Raw genomic sequence first — 17,895 nt, forward strand, 5'->3', positions numbered from 1 at the left:
CGGCGGCGAACGGACCGCCTCGGGCGGGAACAGCCCGACCCTCGCCCGCGTTATTAGACTTGACGCATTCGCACCGCACCGCCCCCCGGGTGGCTGCGAGGCGCAGACCAGGCCGCAAGGCCTGCAACCGAGGAGTATCCATTGTTTGAGCGGTTCACCGACCGGGCCCGGCGCGTTGTCGTGCTGGCCCAGGACGAAGCCAAGATGCTTAACCACAACTACATCGGCACGGAGCACATCCTGCTCGGCCTGATCCACGAGGGTGAGGGCGTCGCCGCCAAGGCCCTGGAGCAGATGGGCATCTCGCTGGAGGCCGTGCGGTCCGAGGTCGAGGAGATCATCGGGCATGGCCAGACGGTGCCGACCGGCCACATCCCCTTCACGCCGCGCGCCAAGAAGGTGCTGGAGCTCAGCCTGCGTGAGGCCCTCCAGATGAACCACAGCTACATCGGCACCGAGCACATCCTGCTCGGGCTGGTGCGCGAGGGTGAGGGCGTGGCCGCCCAGGTGCTGATCAAGCTGGGCGCCGACCTCAACCGGGTCCGCAACACCGTCCTGCAGCTGCTCAGCGGCTACCAGGGCAAGGAGGCCGCGACCTCGGGTGCGCCCGACGTCGGCCCTGCCCCCAGCTCCGCCACCGTGCTCGATCAGTTCGGCCGCAACCTGACCCAGGCGGCGCGCGAGAACAAGCTCGACCCGGTGATCGGGCGCGAGAAGGAGATCGAGCGCGTGATGGTAGTGCTCAGCCGTCGCACCAAGAACAACCCGGTGCTGATCGGTGAGCCCGGCGTCGGCAAGTCGGCGTGCGTCGAGGGCCTGGCCCAGGCGATCGTCCGCGGCGACGTGCCCGAGACCCTGCGCGACAAGCAGATCTACACCCTCGACCTCGGCGCGCTGGTGGCCGGCAGCCGCTACCGCGGCGACTTCGAGGAGCGCCTGAAGAAGGTGCTGAAGGAGATCAAGACCCGCGGCGACATCATGCTGTTCATCGACGAGATCCACACCCTCGTCGGTGCCGGCGCCGCCGAGGGCGCGATCGACGCCGCCAGCATCCTGAAGCCGATGCTGGCCCGCGGCGAGCTCCAGACCATCGGCGCGACCACGCTGGACGAGTACCGCAAGCACATCGAGAAGGATGCTGCCCTCGAGCGCCGCTTCCAGCCGATCCAGGTGGCCGAGCCCAGCATCGCGATGACCGTTGACATCCTCAAGGGGCTACGCGATCGCTACGAGGCGCATCACCGCATCACGATCACGGACGAGGCACTGGCCGCGGCCGCCAACCTGGCCTCCCGTTACATCCAGGACAGGTTCCTGCCCGACAAGGCGATCGACCTGATCGACGAGGCTGGCGCCCGGATGCGGATCGAGCGGATGACCGCCCCGCCGGACCTGCGTGAGTTCGACGAGAAGATCGCCCAGGTGCGCATCGAGAAGGAGGCCGCCATCGACGGCCAGGACTTCGAGCGTGCCGCCTCCCTGCGTGACGACGAGAAGAAGCTGATGGCTGCTCGTGCGGAGAAGGAGGAGGCCTGGAAGCTGGGCGAGAACGACTCCCCGGCGCAGGTCGGCGAGGAGGAGATCGCCACGGTGCTCTCCAGCGCCACGGGCATCCCGGTCTTCAAGCTGACCGAGGAGGAGTCGGCCCGACTGCTCCACATGGAGGACGAGATCGGCAAGCGCTACATCGGCCAGGCCGACGCAGTGAAGGCCCTCTCGCGCTCCATCCGTCGCACCCGCGCCGGCCTGAAGGACCCGAAGCGTCCGTCCGGTTCGTTCATCTTCGCCGGCCCCTCGGGCGTCGGCAAGACCGAGCTGACCAAGGCGCTGACCGAGTTCCTCTTCGGTGACGAGGACGCGCTGATCACCCTGGACATGTCCGAGTACTCCGAGAAGCACACGGCGAGCCGCATGTTCGGTTCCCCGCCCGGCTACGTCGGTTACGAGGAGGGTGGCCAGCTCACCGAGAAGGTGCGCCGCAAGCCCTTCAGCGTGATCCTGTTCGACGAGATCGAGAAGGCCCACCCGGACATCTTCAACTCGCTGCTGCAGATCCTGGACGAGGGTCGCCTGACTGACGCCCAGGGCCGCGTGGTCGACTTCAAGAACACCGTGATCGTGATGACGACGAACCTCGGTTCGCGCGACATCTCGCGCTCGGTCTCGCTCGGTTTCAGCCGCGGCGGGGACGAGGAGTCGAGCTACGAGAAGATGAAGGCGAAGGTCTCCGAGGAGCTCAAGCAGCACTTCCGCCCCGAATTCCTGAACCGCGTGGACGAGGTCGTGGTCTTCCACCAGCTCACCCAGGCGGACATCGAGAACATCGTCGACCTGATGGTGGCCCAGATCGAGGGCCGTCTGAAGGACAAGGACATGGGTATCGAGCTCACGCCCGCCGCGAAGGCTCTGATCGCCAAGCGTGGTTACGATCCCGTGCTGGGTGCCCGTCCGCTGCGTCGCGCGCTCCAGCGCGACATCGAGGACGTGTTGGCCGAGAAGATCCTGTTCGGGGAGCTGAAGCCTGGCGAGATCGTGGTGGTCGACGTCGCCCCGGAGGGCTCGGAGGATCCCTTCACCTTCACCGGTGCGGCGAAGGCCGAGGCTCCGGATCTTCTCCCCGCCGAGTTCACGGCACCGTCCAGTGACGGACCCGCGAACGATGCTCCGGGCGAGACGGCCTGATCCAGACGCACGAAGAGGGCGCCCCCACTGGGGGCGCCCTCTTTTCGTCGTCCGGGTCCCGGTGACCGGGCGGCTCAGCCGGCGAGAGCGTACTTGCCGATCAGCAGCACGACCATCGCGAGCAGCACCAGCCCATTCCACAGCCAGGTGCGGTCGGGGCCACCGGCATTGGCCTGGCGTACCGCCCGCGCGTCCAACCAGGCGACCAGGATGCCGACGACGAAGCCACCGGCGTGGGCCTGCCATGCGATGCCAGGGATCAGCAGCGGAATGGCCGCGTTGATGGCGAGGATGAACCACAGCTGTTGGGTGGACTGGCCGACCAGCCGCTGCAGCACGAGCAGGGCGCCGAACAGTCCGAAGACCGCACCGGAGGCGCCGACGACCCGGGTGAACCACAGGTCGCCGCCCGCCGGCGCGAGCAGGATGAAGGCGGTGCCGCCGCCGATGGCGGCCAGCAGGTACAGCGCGGCGAAGCGAGCCCGGCCGAGCGCGCCCTCGATCGCCTGGCCGACGGCCCACAACGCCCACATGTTGAACAGGATGTGGGTGATGGCGGTCGGGGAGTGGGCGAACGCGGACGTGATGATGCGCCAGGGCTGCGTGCTGGCCTGGACGGGTGTCATCGCCACGGCTTCGTATACGCCCGCCACCAACATCTCACCCAGCCACACCAGGACGCAGATGGCGGCGATCGACATCGTCACCACCGGCTGCTCGCGTCGGCGGACGACCTGCGCGCGGGGCTGGGGGACGGGTGCCTGCTGGCTCGCCGCCGACCCGGCGACAGGCGGACCCCAGTTCGTCCAGCCGGATGGCAGCTGTTCGCCCTGGGAGGGGTGGGGCTGGCCGTACGTGGGTTGTCCGTACGTGGGTTGTCCGTACGTGGGCTGGCCGTGCGTGGGTTGGCCGTAGGTGGGCTGGCCGTACGTGGGCTGGCCGTACGGGTGCGCCTCGTGGCTGGGCGAGCCGGTGGCTGGCTGCTGGCTGTAGGTGGGCTGGGTGGGCGCTTCCCAGGAGTCGGGGCGCGACCAAGGGTTGCGCTCGTCGCCGGAGGGCTGCTGCTCGTTCGTCACCCCACCAGACTACGGGTGGGGTCCAGAACCCAGACCAGGCCAGCGTGGTGCGCCATGATCGCGAGCTGCACCTGGTCTGACTGGTCCAGCTTGGTCACGATGTGGCATGACGTGCGCCGCGCGTCATGCCCGCACGGCCGCGGCCTGCGGGACGGACGTTGACCTCCGGCGGAAGACCACGTCTGCCAGCTCCTGGGGGCGATCGCGGCGCCAGTGCGCCTGTTCCTGTGCGGCCCAGACATCCCACCAGGCGTCGAAGCCGCCCTGGTCGCGGGCCAGCGCGACGCGCTTGCGGGTGGTGGCGTCCAGATCCAGCCAGATGGACCAGTCCGCCAGCCGGTGGGAGGCGGGGGTGATCGCACCGCAGCCCTCGATGACCATCGGCCGGGAGGGGTCGAGTTCCACCCATTCCCGGACCCTCGAGGTGGTCCAGTCCCAGCGCGGGAAACCCGGACGCACGTCGCGCAGCACTTGGTCGCAGACGATTCGCGAGGCTTCGGCCAGCCCATGCCAGCCGGGGTAGAAGTCTTCCAGGTGCACCACCTGCACCGGGCCGACTGGCCCCCGGCCCAGCCGCTCGGCCAGCTGCGCGGCGAAGGTCGTCTTGCCCGCGCCCGAACCACCATCGACCAAGATCCGCAGCGGGGGATGGGTCAGACGCCGATGGCTCATGAGAAGACCGTCCACAAGGTCCCGGCCCGCACCGCGGCCCCGACCGCCAGCACCCCGATCGCGATCGAGATCCCCGTCGCCACGGCGTCCGCCATCCCGACCCGGGACGGACGGGCCCACGACCGCACAACCCCCGGGGCCCCGAAGCCCCGGGCCTCCATCGCGGTCGCCAACCGGGTGCCGCGCCGGATCGCGACCACCAGCAGCGCGAAGCTCATCGTGGCCCAGCGGCGCAGCCGTCCGGCGTCCCCCAGACCGCGGGCGCGGCGGGCCTGCTCGATGGCACGCCAGTCGGCCTGGAGGAGCCCGAGCATCCGGAAGGCGGCCAGGGTGCCGAGGACGAACCGAGCCGGCAGCCGCAGCACCTGCGCCAGGCCGTCGGCCAGCCGGGTCGCGTCCATGCCGCCCAGCAGAGCCACGGCCGGGGTCGCCAGTGCGAAGACGCGGACGAACATGGCCAGGGCCAGCCAGCAGGAGTGCTCGGAGATCGTGGCCGGGCCCCAGTGCCACAAGACGCGACCGCCCACCTCGCCGTAGAGCAGCATGCTGACCGCGCCCAGGGGCGCCAGCAGGAACAGTGGTGCCAGTCTGCGGGCCAGCCAGCCGGGACGGACGCCCGCTGCCAGCAGGACGACCAACTCCAGCACCAGGCCGACGGTTGCGCTGACCCAGTCGACCGAGACCACCAGGCCAAGACCCACCAGCACGGCGCACACCAGCCGGACCGCGGGGTTCACGCGCTCGATCGGTCGCAGCCCGTTCATGCGGCGCCCATCTCGATCCGGTGCTGGCCCAGGGTGGCGATGAAGTCGGCATCGTGGGTCACCGAGACGACGGCGCTGCCACCTTCCACCAGCGCGCGAACCAGGTCGGTCATCGCCAGCCAGGTGTTGCGGTCCTGGCCGAAGGTGGGTTCGTCCAGGAAGACCACGCGTGGCGCGGTGACCAGCACGGTGGCGACGCTGAGGCGGCGCTTCTCACCGCCCGAGAGCGTGAAGGGGTTCACGCCACGCAACTCGTCCAACCGCAGCAGGGCCAGCACCTCGTCCACGCGTTCGGTGATGCGGCCCTCGTCCCAGGGGCCCGGACCAGCGGCGGCCAGCGCGCGGAGGCCGACGGCCACCTCGTCGTCCACCCTGGCTGCGACGAACTGGTGCTCCGGGTTCTGGAACACGGTCCCCATCCGGGTCAGCAGGTCGGTGGAGGCCCAGCTGGCCGGGTCGTCCATGCGCGGACGAACACCGCGGCGCAAGAGACGGCGCGGTGGCTGGTCGGGGCACAGCCCGGGCGCCGCCACCACCCTCCCCCCGAGGGCGGGCAGGAGCCCGGCGAGGGTGAGGGCGAGCGTGGACTTGCCGATTCCATTGGGTCCGGTGACCATCGTCGAGGTCGCATCCGGAATGACCACCTGCAGCCCGCTGCGGGCCGGGGCGCCGGCCAGGTGTCCGATGGTCAGGTCGCGCCCTTCCAGCAAGGCGGTGTTGGAGGGCGACACGATGTTGGAGGGCGGCGCGGTGGTGGAGGGGGCAGCCGTGATCGGCCCTGGCTGGAGCGGTTGGGGCAGCGGTGCTCCCGGCACCCACACCCCGGCGTCCAGCAGGTCCTCACGGTGCCTGTCAAAGACCTGGGTCGGAGATCCGTCGGCCAGCACCCCTCCGCCGGCGGCGAGCACGACGACCCGGTCGACGAGATGCGCCCACACCTCGACGCGGTGCTCCACCACGACGAGCGTGGTCCCGCGGTTGGCGACCAGGCGTCCCACGGCCTCGGTCACCTCACCGACGCCGGTGGGGTCGAGGTTGGCCGTCGGCTCGTCCAGCAGCAGCACGCCGGGGAGCATTGCCAGGGCGCCGGCCAGGGCCAGGCGCTGCTTCTGGCCACCAGACAGGTGGGAGGTGCTGCGATCGAGCGGGACCTCCAATCCCACGGCCGCCAGCGACTCGTCGACCCGGCGCCAGGTCTCTTCCGCGCCGACGCCCAGGTTCTCGCAACCGAAGGCCACGTCGTCCCCGACTCGTTCCAGGACGACCTGGGAATCAGGGTCCTGCATCAGCAGACCAACGCGACCCCGCTGACGGGTCGGGTGGCGTCCCTCGACCAGCAACTGGCCCTGCTCGGTGCCCTCGTCCGGGCCGCCGAGCACCCCGCCGAGGGCGTGCAACAGCGTCGACTTGCCGGCGCCGGACGCGCCCAGCAGCAGCACCCGCTCGCCGGACTCGATGTCCAGGTCAAGCCCGCGGACTGCCCAGTCGTCCCGGCCGGCATGGCGCCAACCCCAGTCGCGCGCCGTCAGACGCACCGGTTCATGCCTCGCGGCCGGACGGGAAGCGCGAGAGCACGCCGGTGCGGGCGAGGGCGCGGGTGAGCACCCACGACAGGGCGCCCGCCAGCAGGGCTCCGGAGATGATGAGGCAGACCAGGTAGGTGATGTTGAAGCCGAGGCTCATCGCGTGGTTGCCCAGCCCGAACTCGAGAATCCAGGCACCGACGCCGGCGCCGGCGCCGGCCAGCATCGCAACCGGCAGCCGCCAGGCGCGGTACAGGAAGAGCGCGAAGACCAGCTCGGCGCCGAAGCCTTGCGCCAGACCCGACCACAACGTGGAGATGCCCCACTTGTTGCCCGGCAGCACCGAGACGGTCGCGGCCAGCACCTCAACGAGCATCGCGGCGCCCGGCTTGCGGATGATCAGCCCGCCGAGCGGGCCGCCGATCAGCCACACGCCGACGATCAGTCCGCCCAGGCCGGGGAGAACGGCCGACAGGGGGTCGAACAGGTTGGCGCCGGTGTAGTTGAAGGCGATGAAGATGAGTCCAACGGCGATGCCGAGGACGGCCGCGACGACGATGTCGACGACCCGCCAGCCGGAGCTGGAGTGCAGCGCCGTGGTCTCGTCCGCTGCTGCGGTGGTGCGGGTGGTGGTGCTCATGTCAGTGCCCTTTCCGTGGGTGGGGGGCACGGGTGGTGGACCGACTTGGTCCACGTGAGATTGCCTCCCTGCGCTGGCATGACCCAGATCAGGTTCGACGGTCGAAGGCGCTGGCCTTCCTCTCAGCCCGGTGCTCCGGACTCCCGTGTTCGTCGTCCAGCATAGGACGCAGAGCAGCTCGCTCGCATCCGTGACCGCTCTCGCGCGGCGGTGGTCGCTCCCCGTGATGCAGCTGATGCCCTTGGGTTATCCTGCTGACCCGGAGGGATTGGCTTGGTCCCGTCGCTCAGTGCTGAGGGGAACCGCAATGGAACAGCTGACTGCCTTCAAGGCTGACGTCATGCGCACGGGCACCACGCCCAGTGCCGCTGGGGTGGTCAAGGCGTTGGCCAGGAACCGGAGCCTTCGGGCCATCGCCGGTGTGCGGGCCTGCCAGGCGCTCTCCCAGATGGGGGGCGCGGGTCGTCTCGGGCTGCCCATGGCGAAGGTGCTGATGCGCACCACCACCCACGCGGCAGGCGTCGACATGTCCTGGCGCACCCAGGTGGGCGCCGGACTGGCCCTCACCCATGGCTACGGGACCGTGATCAACCCGTCCGCGACGATCGGCAACAACGTCACCATCTTCCACGGGGTGACCCTCGGCCAGAGCGACCGGATCGCCGCGGACGGCACCCGGGAGAAGACCGGTGCCCCCGTGATCGAGGACGAGGTCTGGATCGGCCCCAATGCCGTCGTGGTGGGTCCGGTGCGCATCGGCCGCGGGTCCCGGATCGCGGCGGGCGCCTTCGTGACGCGCGATGTCCCGCCCTACAGCCTCGTGGTGGGCAACCCCGCAGAGGTCGTGAAGTCGGGTATCGCTCCCGACGTGGAGAACCCGGCACCGATTGCCGGCTCCTCGGCGCCGACCGTCCGCTGAGCGGTCACAGGGTGACCATCGGCCCTGCCTGGTGGGCCAGCCCGTCGGCCAGCAATCCGGCCAGCGACCGCTCGGCCTGTCCGCGGTCGTGCCAGACCTCCAGCAGCGCCTCCACCGCCACCCCGTCCGGGTGCTGGCGGACGAGGTCCAGCAGCACCCCACGGCATTGACGATCCGTGCCCTGCCAGGCCTGTCCCTTGCGCGGGGGCCCGTCGTGGGCGGGGTGGCCGAGCGTCCGCCAGCGGCACAGTTCGGCCACCGGGCACTGCTCGCACCGCGGGGATCGTGCCGTGCAGACGACCGCGCCCAGTTCCATCGCGGAGGCGGCCCAGCGGGCCGCGGTCGCGTCGTCGTCCGGCAGCCACTGCTCACCGCGGCGCCACTCGGCGGCGGTGGCCGACGCGGACGGGAACTGCTGCCCGTCCTCGATCCGTGCCAGCACCCGACGGACGTTCGTGTCCAGCACCACCGCCCGTCCCCCGAAGGCGAAGGAGGCGATCGCAGCGGCCGTGTAGCGGCCCACCCCGGGCAGGGCCAACAGCGCGTCCAGGTCGTCGGGCACCTGCCCGCCGTGCTCGGTCGCGATGGCGGTGGCGGCCTGGTGGAGTCGCAGCGCGCGTCGGGGGTAGCCAAGCCGTCCCCAGGCTGCGACGGCGGCACCCGGTGGTTCGGTGGCCAGGTCGTCCGGGGTGGGCCAGCGTTCCATCCAGGCCGCCCACGGCACCAGCACCCGGGCCACGGGGGTCTGCTGCAGCATGAACTCGCTCACGAGCACTCCCCACGGGGTGCTGCGGCGCCACGGAAGGTCGCGAGCGTTGAGGGCGAACCAGTCGTTCACCCGCCCCACCACCTGCGGACGATCGAGCCCTCCTCGGTCGGGATCCGTGGCAGCGCTCATGAGCGCACACAGTAGTGCCCGGCGTGCCGTCGCCGGCCAAAGGGCGTCACCCACCTAGCATCTCGGCATGAGCTCGATTGTGAACCCGCAGGGTCCCGAGACGCCCGACACCTATTGGAAGCGCCGCGCGGCCGTCATCGCGCTGGCCGTGGCGGCACTGGCGCTGCTGTGGTGGCTGCTGTCGGCCCTGTTCGGTGGGTCCGGCAACGACGACCAGACGACCTCCGCGGTGCCGGTGAACACGCCCGCGCCCTCGTCGACCATGCCCTCGTCGACCATGCCCTCGGCAAGCACCTCGGCAACCCCGAGCGCATCCGGCGCCGGCGCCGCGTCGGCCACCGCCACCACCTCGGCGAGCGCGACGACAGCTGGCAGCGCCACTACCAGCCCGGCCTCAAGTGCATCGGCCACGAAGAGCGCCACCGAGTCGGCGCCGGCGACGCCCGAACCAAGCCGCGCCGAAGACGGCGCCTACCTGTGTGACCCGGCCGACATCGGGCTGCAGGTCACTGGCGAGCGCAACCCGACCGCAGGCAAGGCCACCCAGTTCAACCTGGCGTTCACCAACTCGGGTCCGCGCACCTGCCGCCTCGACTTCAGCCAGAACCGCCTCTCGGTGGTCGTCACCTCCGGCGTTGACACCATCTGGCGCTCCTCGCACTGCTCCAGCTGGGTATCGCAGGCGCCGATCACCGCCAAGGTGGGCTCCACCACGAACACCAAGGTGACCTGGCCGGTGAAGCGGTCCGCGCAGAACTGCACGCTGAGCACCACTCCGCTGAAGGCCGGCACCTACCGGCTCACGGCGAGCGTTGACGGCGGGCCCAGCGACACCTTCGTGATGACCGTGCGGGCATGATGCCTGTCCGGGCGTGATGCCTGTGCGGGACCGGGCGGGCGTGATGACTGTGCGCGGCTGAGCTCAGCCCAGCTGTTCGGAGTAGACCTGCTCGGCGAGCCGGGCCAGGCCTTCCCGCACCATCCGGGCCCGGGTCTCGCCCACTCCCTCGACCTCCTGCAGGTCGGCGGTGCGGGCCCCGAACAAGGTTTGCAATGAGCCGAAATGTTCCACGATCCGGCGGCCCACGCCCGGAGGAACGCGCGTCAGCTGAGCCATTTGCCGATAGCCGCGTGGGCTCAGCCGGGTTTCGAGGTGGGTGCTCCCGTCAAAGCCCATGGTGCGCGCGACGCTGGTCAGGTCCAGCAGGTCGGAGTTGCCGAGGGACGACAGCGCCGCCACCCGGAACTCCAGCTGGTCGGTCTCGTCGGGGCGGTAGTCCAGCTCCAGTGCGGTGGTCAGATTGTCGGTGCCGAGGGTGAGCTCGTGCAGCTGGAGTTCCAGCAGCCGGCCGTCGACGCCGAGTGCGGCCACGTAGGCGCGCATCTCGATATCGAGGCGGCGCATCATCTCCAGACGCTGTGCGACCAGGGCCACGTCACGGACGGTCACCTGATCGTGGACCTCGAGCATGGACAGGTTGCGAGAGGTCTCGACCAGCCGCTCACGGTAGCGCTGCAGCGTGGCCAGTGCCTGGTTGGCCCTCGAAAGGATCTGCTCGGACCATTCGATGGTGTGGCGTTGCCCGTCCAGGAAGAGCGAGATCACCGACATGGACGCGCTGACGGTGACCACGGCCAGACCCGTCTGTTGTGCGACCCGGTCGGCGGTGCGGTGCCTGGTGCCCGTCTCAACGGTGCCGATGTCGCCGTCGGGCACGAAGTGGACGCCCGCCGCGATGATCCGCTCGAAGTCGGAGGAGAGCACGATGCCGCCGTCCATCTTGGACAGTTCCCGTAGGGCCGTGGGGGTGAACTGGACGTCGAGTGCGAAACCACCGGTGGACAGCTTCTCGACCTTCTTCGTCGAGCCGAGCACGACCAGCGCGCCGGTGCGCCCGTGGACGATGCGTTCCAGCCCCTCGCGGATGGGGGTGCCCGGCGCCAGCAGCGCCTGGTAGCGACGCAGTGTGGCGTTGTGGTCGGCGGTGGGCATGGTCTTGATCCTAGGCGCTCGTCGGGGCTACTCGGTGCCCTGGCTGGACGAGCGGCTGGTGCGCCGCAGCCCCAATGCACCAAGGGCTTCCACGACATTCGCGGCCTCGACCACCCGGAGCCCGCCCAGGTTGGGGACTCGTTGGGTGGTGTCACGTGATCGGGCCGGGACGATGGCGAGCTCGAAGCCCAACCGCGCGGCTTCGGCCAGCCGCCGTTCCAGCCCGGGGACGCGGCGCAGGTCACCGGCCAGGCCGACCTCCCCCACCGCCAACAGACGCTTGGGGAAATTGCTGCCCAGATGGGCCGATGCGACCGCGACCGCGATCGCGAGGTCGGCCGAGGGGTCGCCCACCCGCGCGCCGCCGACCGTCGAGACATAGACGTCCCGGTTCGCGAACCGCATCCGGGCCTGGGTCTCGAGCACGGCCAGGATCATCGCGACGCGCGCCGACTCGACGCCGGTGGTGGTGCGTCGCGGATTCTTCTCCGAGGCAGACGGGGCGGACAGGGCCTGCACCTCGGCGAGCAGCGGTCGTCGTCCCTCCATCGTCACGGTCACACAGGTGCCGGGCACCGGTTCGTCATGGTGGGTGGTGAACAGCCCCGAGGGGTCGGGCACCTCGACGATGCCGCGCTCGCCCATCTCGAAGCAGCCCACCTCGTCGGCTGGCCCGAAGCGGTTCTTGGCCGCGCGCACCATCCGGAAGCCCGAGTGCCGGTCACCCTCGAAGTTCAGCACCACGTCCACCAAGTGCTCCATGGTGCGTGGGCCGGCGATCGCACCGTCCTTGGTGACGTGCCCGACGATGACCACGGCCATCCCGCGGCGCTTCGCGGTGCGCACCAGCGCTCCCGTGACCTCGCGCACCTGGGTGACGCCTCCGGGGGAGCCGTCCGCCTCGGCCGTGCCGATGGTCTGCACCGAGTCAACCACCACGAGGCTGGGCTCGACCTCCTCGATGTGTCCCAGAACGGTGCCGAGATCGGTCTCGGCGGCCAGGAAGAGCTCGTCGGTCAGCGCACCGGTGCGGTCGGCGCGCAGCCGCACCTGCGCTGCGGACTCCTCGCCGCTGACGTACAGCGTCCGCCGACCCGCCTCGGCCCATTGGTGAGCCACCTCCAGCAACAGCGTCGACTTGCCGACGCCCGGTTCGCCGGCCAGCAGGACGACCGCGCCAGGCACCAGACCGCCGCCGAGCACCCGGTCGAGTTCACCGATGCCGGTGAGGTGACGCGTGGTGGCGTTGGTCGCGACCTGTGAGATGGGGATCGCCTTGGCCGAGGGCACACTGGCCGCCACCTGGGCGATCTTCGGGGCGCCCTTGGCGGCGACGCTGCCCCAAGCCTGGCACTCACCGCAGCGCCCGACCCATCGCACGGTCGTCCACCCGCACTCGCTGCACACGTACTGCTCGGTCTGTTTCGCCACGTCGTGCACCCTATGCGAGGGCTCTGACAGTTCTTGCCGGTGGCCTTCTCCAGCCCTCCGAGGGACGCCAATGCGGGCCGCCCCTGAGGGGCGACCCGCACAGCCAATTGGTGATGCTCAGATCGTGACGATCCCCTTGCCGGGAACCTCGAACTGCACCTTGTCGATGCCGGGCATGCCGTTCGGGGCGCTGAACTCGATGCGCACTCCGTCGACCTCGTCGCCGATCTCGACGCCGAGCCAGTCGGCCACGCGGCTGGTGGAACCGGCGATGTCCATCTCCACGAGCTTGATGTCACCCTCGAGGGCGCTGGGGAGAACGTCCTCGTCCGACAGCCATTTCACGAAGTAGGGCAGCTGCGGGTCTGCCATCAGGCCCTTGATGCCGATCTGCTGCCACTCGAGCAGGCGACCGTCGGGGAAGTGGCGCGATCCCATCACGGCCTGGCGCTCGAGGCGCTCCTCGACCGGCGCGAGGTCGTCGACGGTGACGGCCCAACCCATCCAGCCGCCTCCCATCTCGGAGCGAGCGCGGACGGCCTGGCCGTAGACGGCCTTCTCGGCGGCCGGGTGGTCGAGCACCTCGACGACCTCCAGATAGCGCCCTGCCGCCAGCGGCAGCAGGTGCATGCGAGTGCCGAATCGGGGGTGGAAGCCACCGTCCTTGAACTGGGCGCCCAAGAGTTCCCCGAGACGATCGGACGTGGCCTGCAGGCCCTCAGGGCCGGCGGCGAAGACGAGATGGTCTACGTGCATGCGCTCATTCTTTCCATACGGCGGGCCAAGGATGAAATCGGGGCCCCTGCTTGGGGCGTTGCGCACACCCAACTCGCGATGTGACCCAGATCACACTTCGTAGCCGGTTGTCGTGGCCGGGATGACAGGCGTCAGGCCGAGGCCTTTGGGTTCAGGGCGAGCATCGTCGCCGGGTGCAGGCCAAGTTGGGCGTCGCGGAAGTCGGCCGCAAGGCGTGCCAGTTCGGCATAGGCGGCTGGGCCCATCAGCTCGGTCAGCTCGTCCGCGCACGCGAGGTAGAGCGGACGAAAACCCACGTGCGCCATCGAGTTCGAGGTGCAGTACCAGTCCAGGTCGGCACCGCCTGCCCCCCAGCCCTCGCGGGTGTACTCACCGATGGTGATCTCCAGCCAAGGGGTCCCGTCGGCACGCTCGGCGTGGCGATAGGTGCGCCGAACCGGGAGCTGCCAGCACACGTCCGGCTTGGTCTCGATGGGGGACATGCCCTCGCGCAGTGCCAGCCCGTGCAACGCGCAGCCGGCACCACCCGGGAAGCCGGGACGGTTGGCGAAGATGCAGGCTCCGTCCACGACGCGGGTCTTGCGCGCCGGGTCATCACCGGGCGCGACGTCCTCATCGGGCTCGTCGACCGCCCAGCCCTCCGCCCCGTCCGCGTGGTGTTGCCATGTCCGCGGTGTCAGCCGCTCGACGGCCAGTGCCACCCGCTGCTCGTCCGCAGGTTCGCTGAAGTGGGCACCGAGCACGCAGCAGCCGACGTCGGGCTGCGATGCCTCGATCCCCGGGCATCCGGAACCGAAGATGCAGGTCCAGTTGGAGGTGAGCCAGGTCAGGTCACAGCGGTAGGTCTGGTCGGGGTCGGCAGGGTCGTCGAACTCCGCCCAGAAGCGCGGGAAGGAAGTCATCACCTCGGTCATCCCCGCCAGAGTATCCGGCTATTTTGGAGCCGTGAGCCAGACGTCAGCGCACGACACAGGCGCCCAGTCGCCCAGCCCGGCGAAGGTGGGACTGTCGACCACGTCGGTCTTCCCCGAGCGCACCGCAGCCGGTTTCGAGGTGGCCGCGCAGCTCGGCTTCGACGGGGTCGAGGTGATGGTCGGCATCGATCCGGTGGCCGCCGACATCGACGCGGTCGAGCGGATGCGCGACACCCACCAGATCGGGGTGATGGCGATCCACGCGCCCTGCCTGTTGGTGACCCAGGGCACCTGGGGCACCGATCCGTGGAGCAAGCTGGAACGTTCCGCCGAGGCTGCCCAGCGGCTTGGGGCGGGCGTCGTGGTCGTCCACCCGCCCTTTCGCTGGCAGACCTCCTATTCCCGCACCTTCATCGACGGGATCCGCAGGCTGAACCACGAGACCGGCGTCATCTTCGCCGTCGAGAACATGTACCCCTGGCGCACCCCCACCGGCGTCTTCCAGGCCTACACGCCCGGCTGGGACCCCACCGAACTCAGCTACGAGCACCTCACCCTCGACCTCTCGCACGCGTCCACGGCGAGGATGCAGTCGCTCGACTATGTCGAGGCGTGGGGCCCGCGGCTGCGTCACGTCCACCTCACCGATGGGCAGGGATCACTCAAGGACGAGCACCTGCTGCCCGGCGAGGGTGACCAGCGTGCCCACGAACTGTTGGACGCGCTGCGCACCAGGAACTTCGACGGACATGTGGTGCTGGAGGTCAACACGCGTCGGCATGGTTCGCGCCCGGCCCGGGTCGAGGCACTGGCGCGGACGCTGGCCGACATCCGCACCCATCTCGGGCAGGCCAGGTGAGCCCGCGCACCCGGCTGCTGGTCGAGGTCGCGATCGTCGGTTCGGTGTCTTTGGGGGCCTCGGCGATGTACTCCGTGCTGCGGATCATCGAACGGCTGACCCGTCACGTGGCGCTGAACCAGCAGACCTCCTCGATCAACACGGCCGCCACCCCCGATCGTCCGTGGCTCTCCCTGCTCTACCAGGTGGCCGACCTGCTCACGCTCGTCGCGCCGGTTGCGCTGGCGCTGTACCTGCTGGCATCGGTACGAGTGCCCGCAGAGGGTTGGCGCGGCTGCATGGGCCTGACGAGATGGCCGCAACGACGCGACTGGCTGATCGGTGCGGTGCTGTTTGCGGGCATCGGCATCCCCGGGCTGGGGCTCTACCTGCTGGCGCGTCAGCTCGGCCTCAACACCACGGTGCAGGCCGCCAACCTCGGGGAGCACTGGTGGACGGTGCCGGTGCTGGTGCTCGCTGCCGCCGGCAACGGCCTGCTGGAGGAGGTCTTGATGGTGGGCTACCTGTTCACCCGCTTTCGCCAGGCCGGGTTGGCACCTTGGGTGGGTTGGCTCGTCTCGGCGCTCGTGCGTGGCAGCTATCACCTCTACCAGGGCTTCGGTGGCTTCGTCGGCAACCTGGTGATGGGCCTGGTCCTCGGCTCGATCTTCCTGCGGACGAAGAGGGTCTGGCCGCTGGTGCTGGCCCACTTCCTGCTCGACGTGGCCAGCTTTGTCGGCTACTCCTTGCTGGCCGGAAGGCTCAGCTGGCTCTGAGCTTCGGTCGGCGTGCGAACAGGCCGATGGACCGACAGGATTCCTGTCAGTCGTCCCCCGTAGAGTTGGCCCATGCGCGTAGGAGTCTTTGGAGCAACAGGTCAGGTCGGCAGCGTCATGCGGACGCTTCTCGACGAACGCAAGTTCCCGCTCGACGAGATCAGGTTCTTCGCCTCGTCCCGTTCGGCCGGCACGAAGCTACCGTGGAAGGGAACCGAGGTCGTCGTCGAGGACACCGAGGGTGCCGACTTCAGCGGTCTCGACATCGCCCTGTTCAGCAATGGCGGCTCCAACTCCAAGAAGTACGCGCCGCTGGTCGCCGCCGCGGGTGCGATCGTGGTCGACAACTCCTCCGCCTGGCGGATGGACCCCGAGGTTCCCCTCGTGGTCGCCGAGGTCAATCCCGAAGACGCGCAGAACGCGCCCAAGGGCATCATCGCCAACCCGAACTGCACCACGATGGCCGCCATGCCGGTGCTCAAGCCGCTGCACGAGGCGGCCGGGCTCACCCGTCTCAAGGTCGCCACCTACCAGGCCATTTCGGGAACTGGTGGCACGGCGGTCCAGGTGGCGGCCCGCCAGTTCGCCGCCGGTGTCGAGTCGGGGCGACTGACCGACCTGCACCTGGACGGCAGCGTGATCGACTTCGGCGACCCGGCCCCCTACATCAAGCCGATCGCCTACAACGTCCTTCCGCTGGCCGGCTCGATCGTGGACGACGGCTCCCTGGAGACCGACGAGGAGCAGAAGCTGCGCAATGAGTCGCGCAAGATCCTGCACGCCCCCGAGCTGCTGGTCGCCGGCACCTGCGTGCGCGTTCCCGTCTTCACCGGCCACTCGCTCAGCGTCCACGCCGAGTTCGAGCGCAACATCACCCCCGAGCAGGCCACCGAACTGCTGTCGACGGCGCAGGGGGTGCAGCTGATGGACGTCCCCACGCCGCTGGACGCTGCCGGTGCCGACCCCTCCTTCGTCGGTCGCATCCGCGTCGATCAGTCCGCCCCCCAGGGCAAGGGCCTGGTCCTCTTCGTGTCGAACGACAACCTTCGCAAGGGCGCGGCGCTCAACGCGGTGCAGGTGGCCGAGCTGTTGGTCCGGCGATGACCCACGCGATCGTCGGAGTCGGCCAGATGGGGGAGGCCATCCTCTCCGGTCTGGTGAGTGCGGGCTGGAACCCGGCCGACATCACGGTCACCGTCCGTCGCGACGAACGCGCCCAGGAACTCGCCCAGCGCTACGGCGTCCGGCGGGTGCAGCTGGCGCAGGCCGCACGCCACAGCGAGGTGCTCGTCGTCGGGGTGAAGCCGCACGACGTCGCCCGGTTGCTGGACGAGGTCACCAACGACCTGCGCAAGGGAACGGTCGTGGTGAGCCTGGCGGCTGGCCTGACCACGGAAACGCTGGAGGAGCACCTGCCCGGCGGCACCCCCGTCGTCCGCGTGATGCCAAACACCCCGGCCCTGGTCGGGAAGGGTATGAGCGGCATCTCGGGCGGGCGCCATGCCAGGCCCGAGCACGTCGAGCAGGTGCGCCAGATGATGGCGGCCGTCGGTCGCGCGGTCGTGGTCCCCGAGCACCAACTGGACGCCCTGACGGCGGTGTCCGGCTCCGGGCCGGCCTATGTCTTCTACGTCGCCGAAGCGATGGTGGAAGCCGGGGTCCAGCTCGGGCTTGCCCGTCCGCTGGCCACTGAATTGGCCACCCAGACCCTGCTCGGCGCCGCGGAGATGCTGGCGCGCCCCGGCGTCCACCCCTCAATCCTGCGCGAGAATGTCACCTCTCCCGGGGGCACCACCGCGCAGGCACTGAAGACCCTTGACGACTACCGCGTCCGCGCTGCCTTTGCTGCTGCGATGGAGGCTTGCCGCGACCGCTCCGTCGAGCTCGGCGAGCATTGAGCGAGGCGTCCGATTTCCGCGGCACGCGCCACACGGGTAGAGTCGGAGGGTCGCCCTCTCGCAAGTACGGGGCAGCCACAAGTTTCGGCCATCCCGGCCAGTCACGACGAAGAAA

Annotated in this window: 17 protein-coding genes; 7 read left to right on the plus strand and 10 right to left on the minus strand. The window is 69.8% G+C overall.

Translation table 11 applies throughout. The features are described 5' to 3' along the window. Positions 1–141 precede the first annotated feature (141 nt). Positions 142–2,682, plus strand: a complete 2,541-nt coding sequence (locus tag ABD089_RS04095; protein ID WP_343884939.1) for an ATP-dependent Clp protease ATP-binding subunit — start codon at positions 142–144, stop codon at positions 2,680–2,682. A gap of 74 nt (positions 2,683–2,756) precedes the next feature. Here ABD089_RS04095 and ABD089_RS04100 read toward each other — a convergent pair whose 3' ends face one another. From ABD089_RS04100 to ABD089_RS04120, 5 genes are all read right to left on the minus strand, one after another. Continuing rightward, positions 2,757–3,758 (minus strand): rhomboid family intramembrane serine protease, encoded by a 1,002-nt coding sequence (locus tag ABD089_RS04100; RefSeq protein ID WP_343884940.1) that lies wholly within the window; start codon positions 3,756–3,758, stop codon positions 2,757–2,759. Positions 3,759–3,881: 123 nt separating this feature from the next. Beyond that, positions 3,882–4,430 (minus strand): nucleoside/nucleotide kinase family protein, encoded by a 549-nt coding sequence (locus ABD089_RS04105; protein WP_343884941.1) that lies wholly within the window; start codon positions 4,428–4,430, stop codon positions 3,882–3,884. After that, entirely contained in the window at positions 4,427–5,194 is a 768-nt protein-coding gene (locus ABD089_RS04110; protein WP_343884942.1) for an energy-coupling factor transporter transmembrane component T family protein, read from the minus strand. Before ABD089_RS04110 ends, ABD089_RS04105 begins: the two co-directional genes overlap by 4 nt. Next, complete coding sequence (locus tag ABD089_RS04115) at positions 5,191–6,729, minus strand: ABC transporter ATP-binding protein (RefSeq protein WP_343884944.1); 1,539 nt, start codon at positions 6,727–6,729, stop codon at positions 5,191–5,193. Before ABD089_RS04115 ends, ABD089_RS04110 begins: the two co-directional genes overlap by 4 nt. Positions 6,730–6,733: 4 nt before the next feature. Then, positions 6,734–7,357, minus strand: a complete 624-nt coding sequence (locus ABD089_RS04120) for an ECF transporter S component (RefSeq protein ID WP_343884945.1) — start codon at positions 7,355–7,357, stop codon at positions 6,734–6,736. A 307-nt stretch (positions 7,358–7,664) separates the two neighbouring features. Between ABD089_RS04120 and ABD089_RS04125 the strand changes: the two genes are divergently transcribed. Further along, the gene (locus ABD089_RS04125) at positions 7,665–8,276 is read left to right on the plus strand and encodes a serine O-acetyltransferase (protein WP_343884946.1); all 612 of its coding nucleotides are present in this window, start codon (positions 7,665–7,667) and stop codon (positions 8,274–8,276) included. Between the two features lie 4 nt (positions 8,277–8,280). Here the strand turns inward: ABD089_RS04125 and ABD089_RS04130 are convergent, their stop codons facing one another. Further along, positions 8,281–9,174, minus strand: a complete 894-nt coding sequence (locus tag ABD089_RS04130; protein ID WP_343884948.1) for an HhH-GPD family protein — start codon at positions 9,172–9,174, stop codon at positions 8,281–8,283. Between the two features lie 67 nt (positions 9,175–9,241). Between ABD089_RS04130 and ABD089_RS04135 the strand changes: the two genes are divergently transcribed. After that, positions 9,242–10,033 carry a hypothetical protein gene (locus ABD089_RS04135; protein ID WP_343884949.1) on the plus strand — a complete coding sequence of 264 codons (792 nt, stop codon included), beginning with the start codon at positions 9,242–9,244 and terminating at the stop codon, positions 10,031–10,033. A gap of 63 nt (positions 10,034–10,096) precedes the next feature. On the opposite strand, the gene disA is transcribed toward ABD089_RS04135, so the two are convergent. The 4 genes from disA to ABD089_RS04155 form a co-directional block, all read right to left on the minus strand. Continuing rightward, complete coding sequence (gene disA / locus ABD089_RS04140; protein ID WP_343884950.1) at positions 10,097–11,167, minus strand: DNA integrity scanning diadenylate cyclase DisA; 1,071 nt, start codon at positions 11,165–11,167, stop codon at positions 10,097–10,099. 27 nt (positions 11,168–11,194) lie between these two features. Further along, positions 11,195–12,598: a DNA repair protein RadA gene (gene radA / locus ABD089_RS04145; protein ID WP_343884951.1), complete on the minus strand. Its 1,404-nt coding sequence runs from the start codon at positions 12,596–12,598 to the stop codon at positions 11,195–11,197. 117 nt (positions 12,599–12,715) lie between these two features. After that, positions 12,716–13,354, minus strand: coding sequence for a VOC family protein (locus ABD089_RS04150; protein WP_343884952.1), 639 nt, complete (start codon positions 13,352–13,354; stop codon positions 12,716–12,718). Positions 13,355–13,485: 131 nt separating this feature from the next. After that, positions 13,486–14,268, minus strand: coding sequence for a DUF3109 family protein (locus ABD089_RS04155; protein WP_343884953.1), 783 nt, complete (start codon positions 14,266–14,268; stop codon positions 13,486–13,488). Between the two features lie 31 nt (positions 14,269–14,299). Here ABD089_RS04155 and ABD089_RS04160 point away from each other — a divergent pair, with 31 nt between their 5' ends. The 4 genes from ABD089_RS04160 to proC all read left to right on the plus strand — a co-directional run bounded on the left by ABD089_RS04160 (position 14,300) and on the right by proC (position 17,780). Further along, positions 14,300–15,127, plus strand: coding sequence for a sugar phosphate isomerase/epimerase family protein (locus ABD089_RS04160; protein ID WP_343884954.1), 828 nt, complete (start codon positions 14,300–14,302; stop codon positions 15,125–15,127). Continuing rightward, positions 15,124–15,882 carry a CPBP family intramembrane glutamic endopeptidase gene (locus ABD089_RS04165; RefSeq protein WP_343884955.1) on the plus strand — a complete coding sequence of 253 codons (759 nt, stop codon included), beginning with the start codon at positions 15,124–15,126 and terminating at the stop codon, positions 15,880–15,882. The genes ABD089_RS04160 and ABD089_RS04165 overlap by 4 nt, the downstream gene beginning before the upstream one ends. 72 nt (positions 15,883–15,954) lie before the next feature. Beyond that, positions 15,955–16,986, plus strand: a complete 1,032-nt coding sequence (locus tag ABD089_RS04170; RefSeq protein ID WP_343884956.1) for an aspartate-semialdehyde dehydrogenase — start codon at positions 15,955–15,957, stop codon at positions 16,984–16,986. Further along, positions 16,983–17,780: a pyrroline-5-carboxylate reductase gene (gene proC / locus ABD089_RS04175; RefSeq protein WP_343884957.1), complete on the plus strand. Its 798-nt coding sequence runs from the start codon at positions 16,983–16,985 to the stop codon at positions 17,778–17,780. The genes ABD089_RS04170 and proC overlap by 4 nt, the downstream gene beginning before the upstream one ends. Positions 17,781–17,895: the final 115 nt, after the last annotated feature.

Origin of the sequence: Luteococcus sanguinis, from assembly GCF_039527675.1 — a bacterium.
GTDB classification, from domain to species: domain Bacteria; phylum Actinomycetota; class Actinomycetes; order Propionibacteriales; family Propionibacteriaceae; genus Luteococcus; species Luteococcus sanguinis.

Bases quoted from the DNA above. Each gene is read 5' to 3' on its own strand.
- ABD089_RS04105 (WP_343884941.1), bottom strand. From the start codon at position 4,430: ATGAGCCATCGGCGTCTGACCCATCCCCCGCTGCGGATCTTGGTCGAT.
- ABD089_RS04110 (WP_343884942.1), bottom strand. From the start codon at position 5,194: ATGAACGGGCTGCGACCGATCGAGCGCGTGAACCCCGCGGTCCGGCTG.
- ABD089_RS04120 (WP_343884945.1), bottom strand. From the start codon at position 7,357: ATGAGCACCACCACCCGCACCACCGCAGCAGCGGACGAGACCACGGCG.
- ABD089_RS04125 (WP_343884946.1), top strand. From the start codon at position 7,665: ATGGAACAGCTGACTGCCTTCAAGGCTGACGTCATGCGCACGGGCACC.
- ABD089_RS04130 (WP_343884948.1), bottom strand. From the start codon at position 9,174: ATGAGCGCTGCCACGGATCCCGACCGAGGAGGGCTCGATCGTCCGCAG.
- ABD089_RS04135 (WP_343884949.1), top strand. From the start codon at position 9,242: ATGAGCTCGATTGTGAACCCGCAGGGTCCCGAGACGCCCGACACCTAT.
- disA (WP_343884950.1), bottom strand. From the start codon at position 11,167: ATGCCCACCGCCGACCACAACGCCACACTGCGTCGCTACCAGGCGCTG.
- ABD089_RS04150 (WP_343884952.1), bottom strand. From the start codon at position 13,354: ATGCACGTAGACCATCTCGTCTTCGCCGCCGGCCCTGAGGGCCTGCAG.
- ABD089_RS04155 (WP_343884953.1), bottom strand. From the start codon at position 14,268: ATGACCGAGGTGATGACTTCCTTCCCGCGCTTCTGGGCGGAGTTCGAC.
- ABD089_RS04170 (WP_343884956.1), top strand. From the start codon at position 15,955: ATGCGCGTAGGAGTCTTTGGAGCAACAGGTCAGGTCGGCAGCGTCATG.
- proC (WP_343884957.1), top strand. From the start codon at position 16,983: ATGACCCACGCGATCGTCGGAGTCGGCCAGATGGGGGAGGCCATCCTC.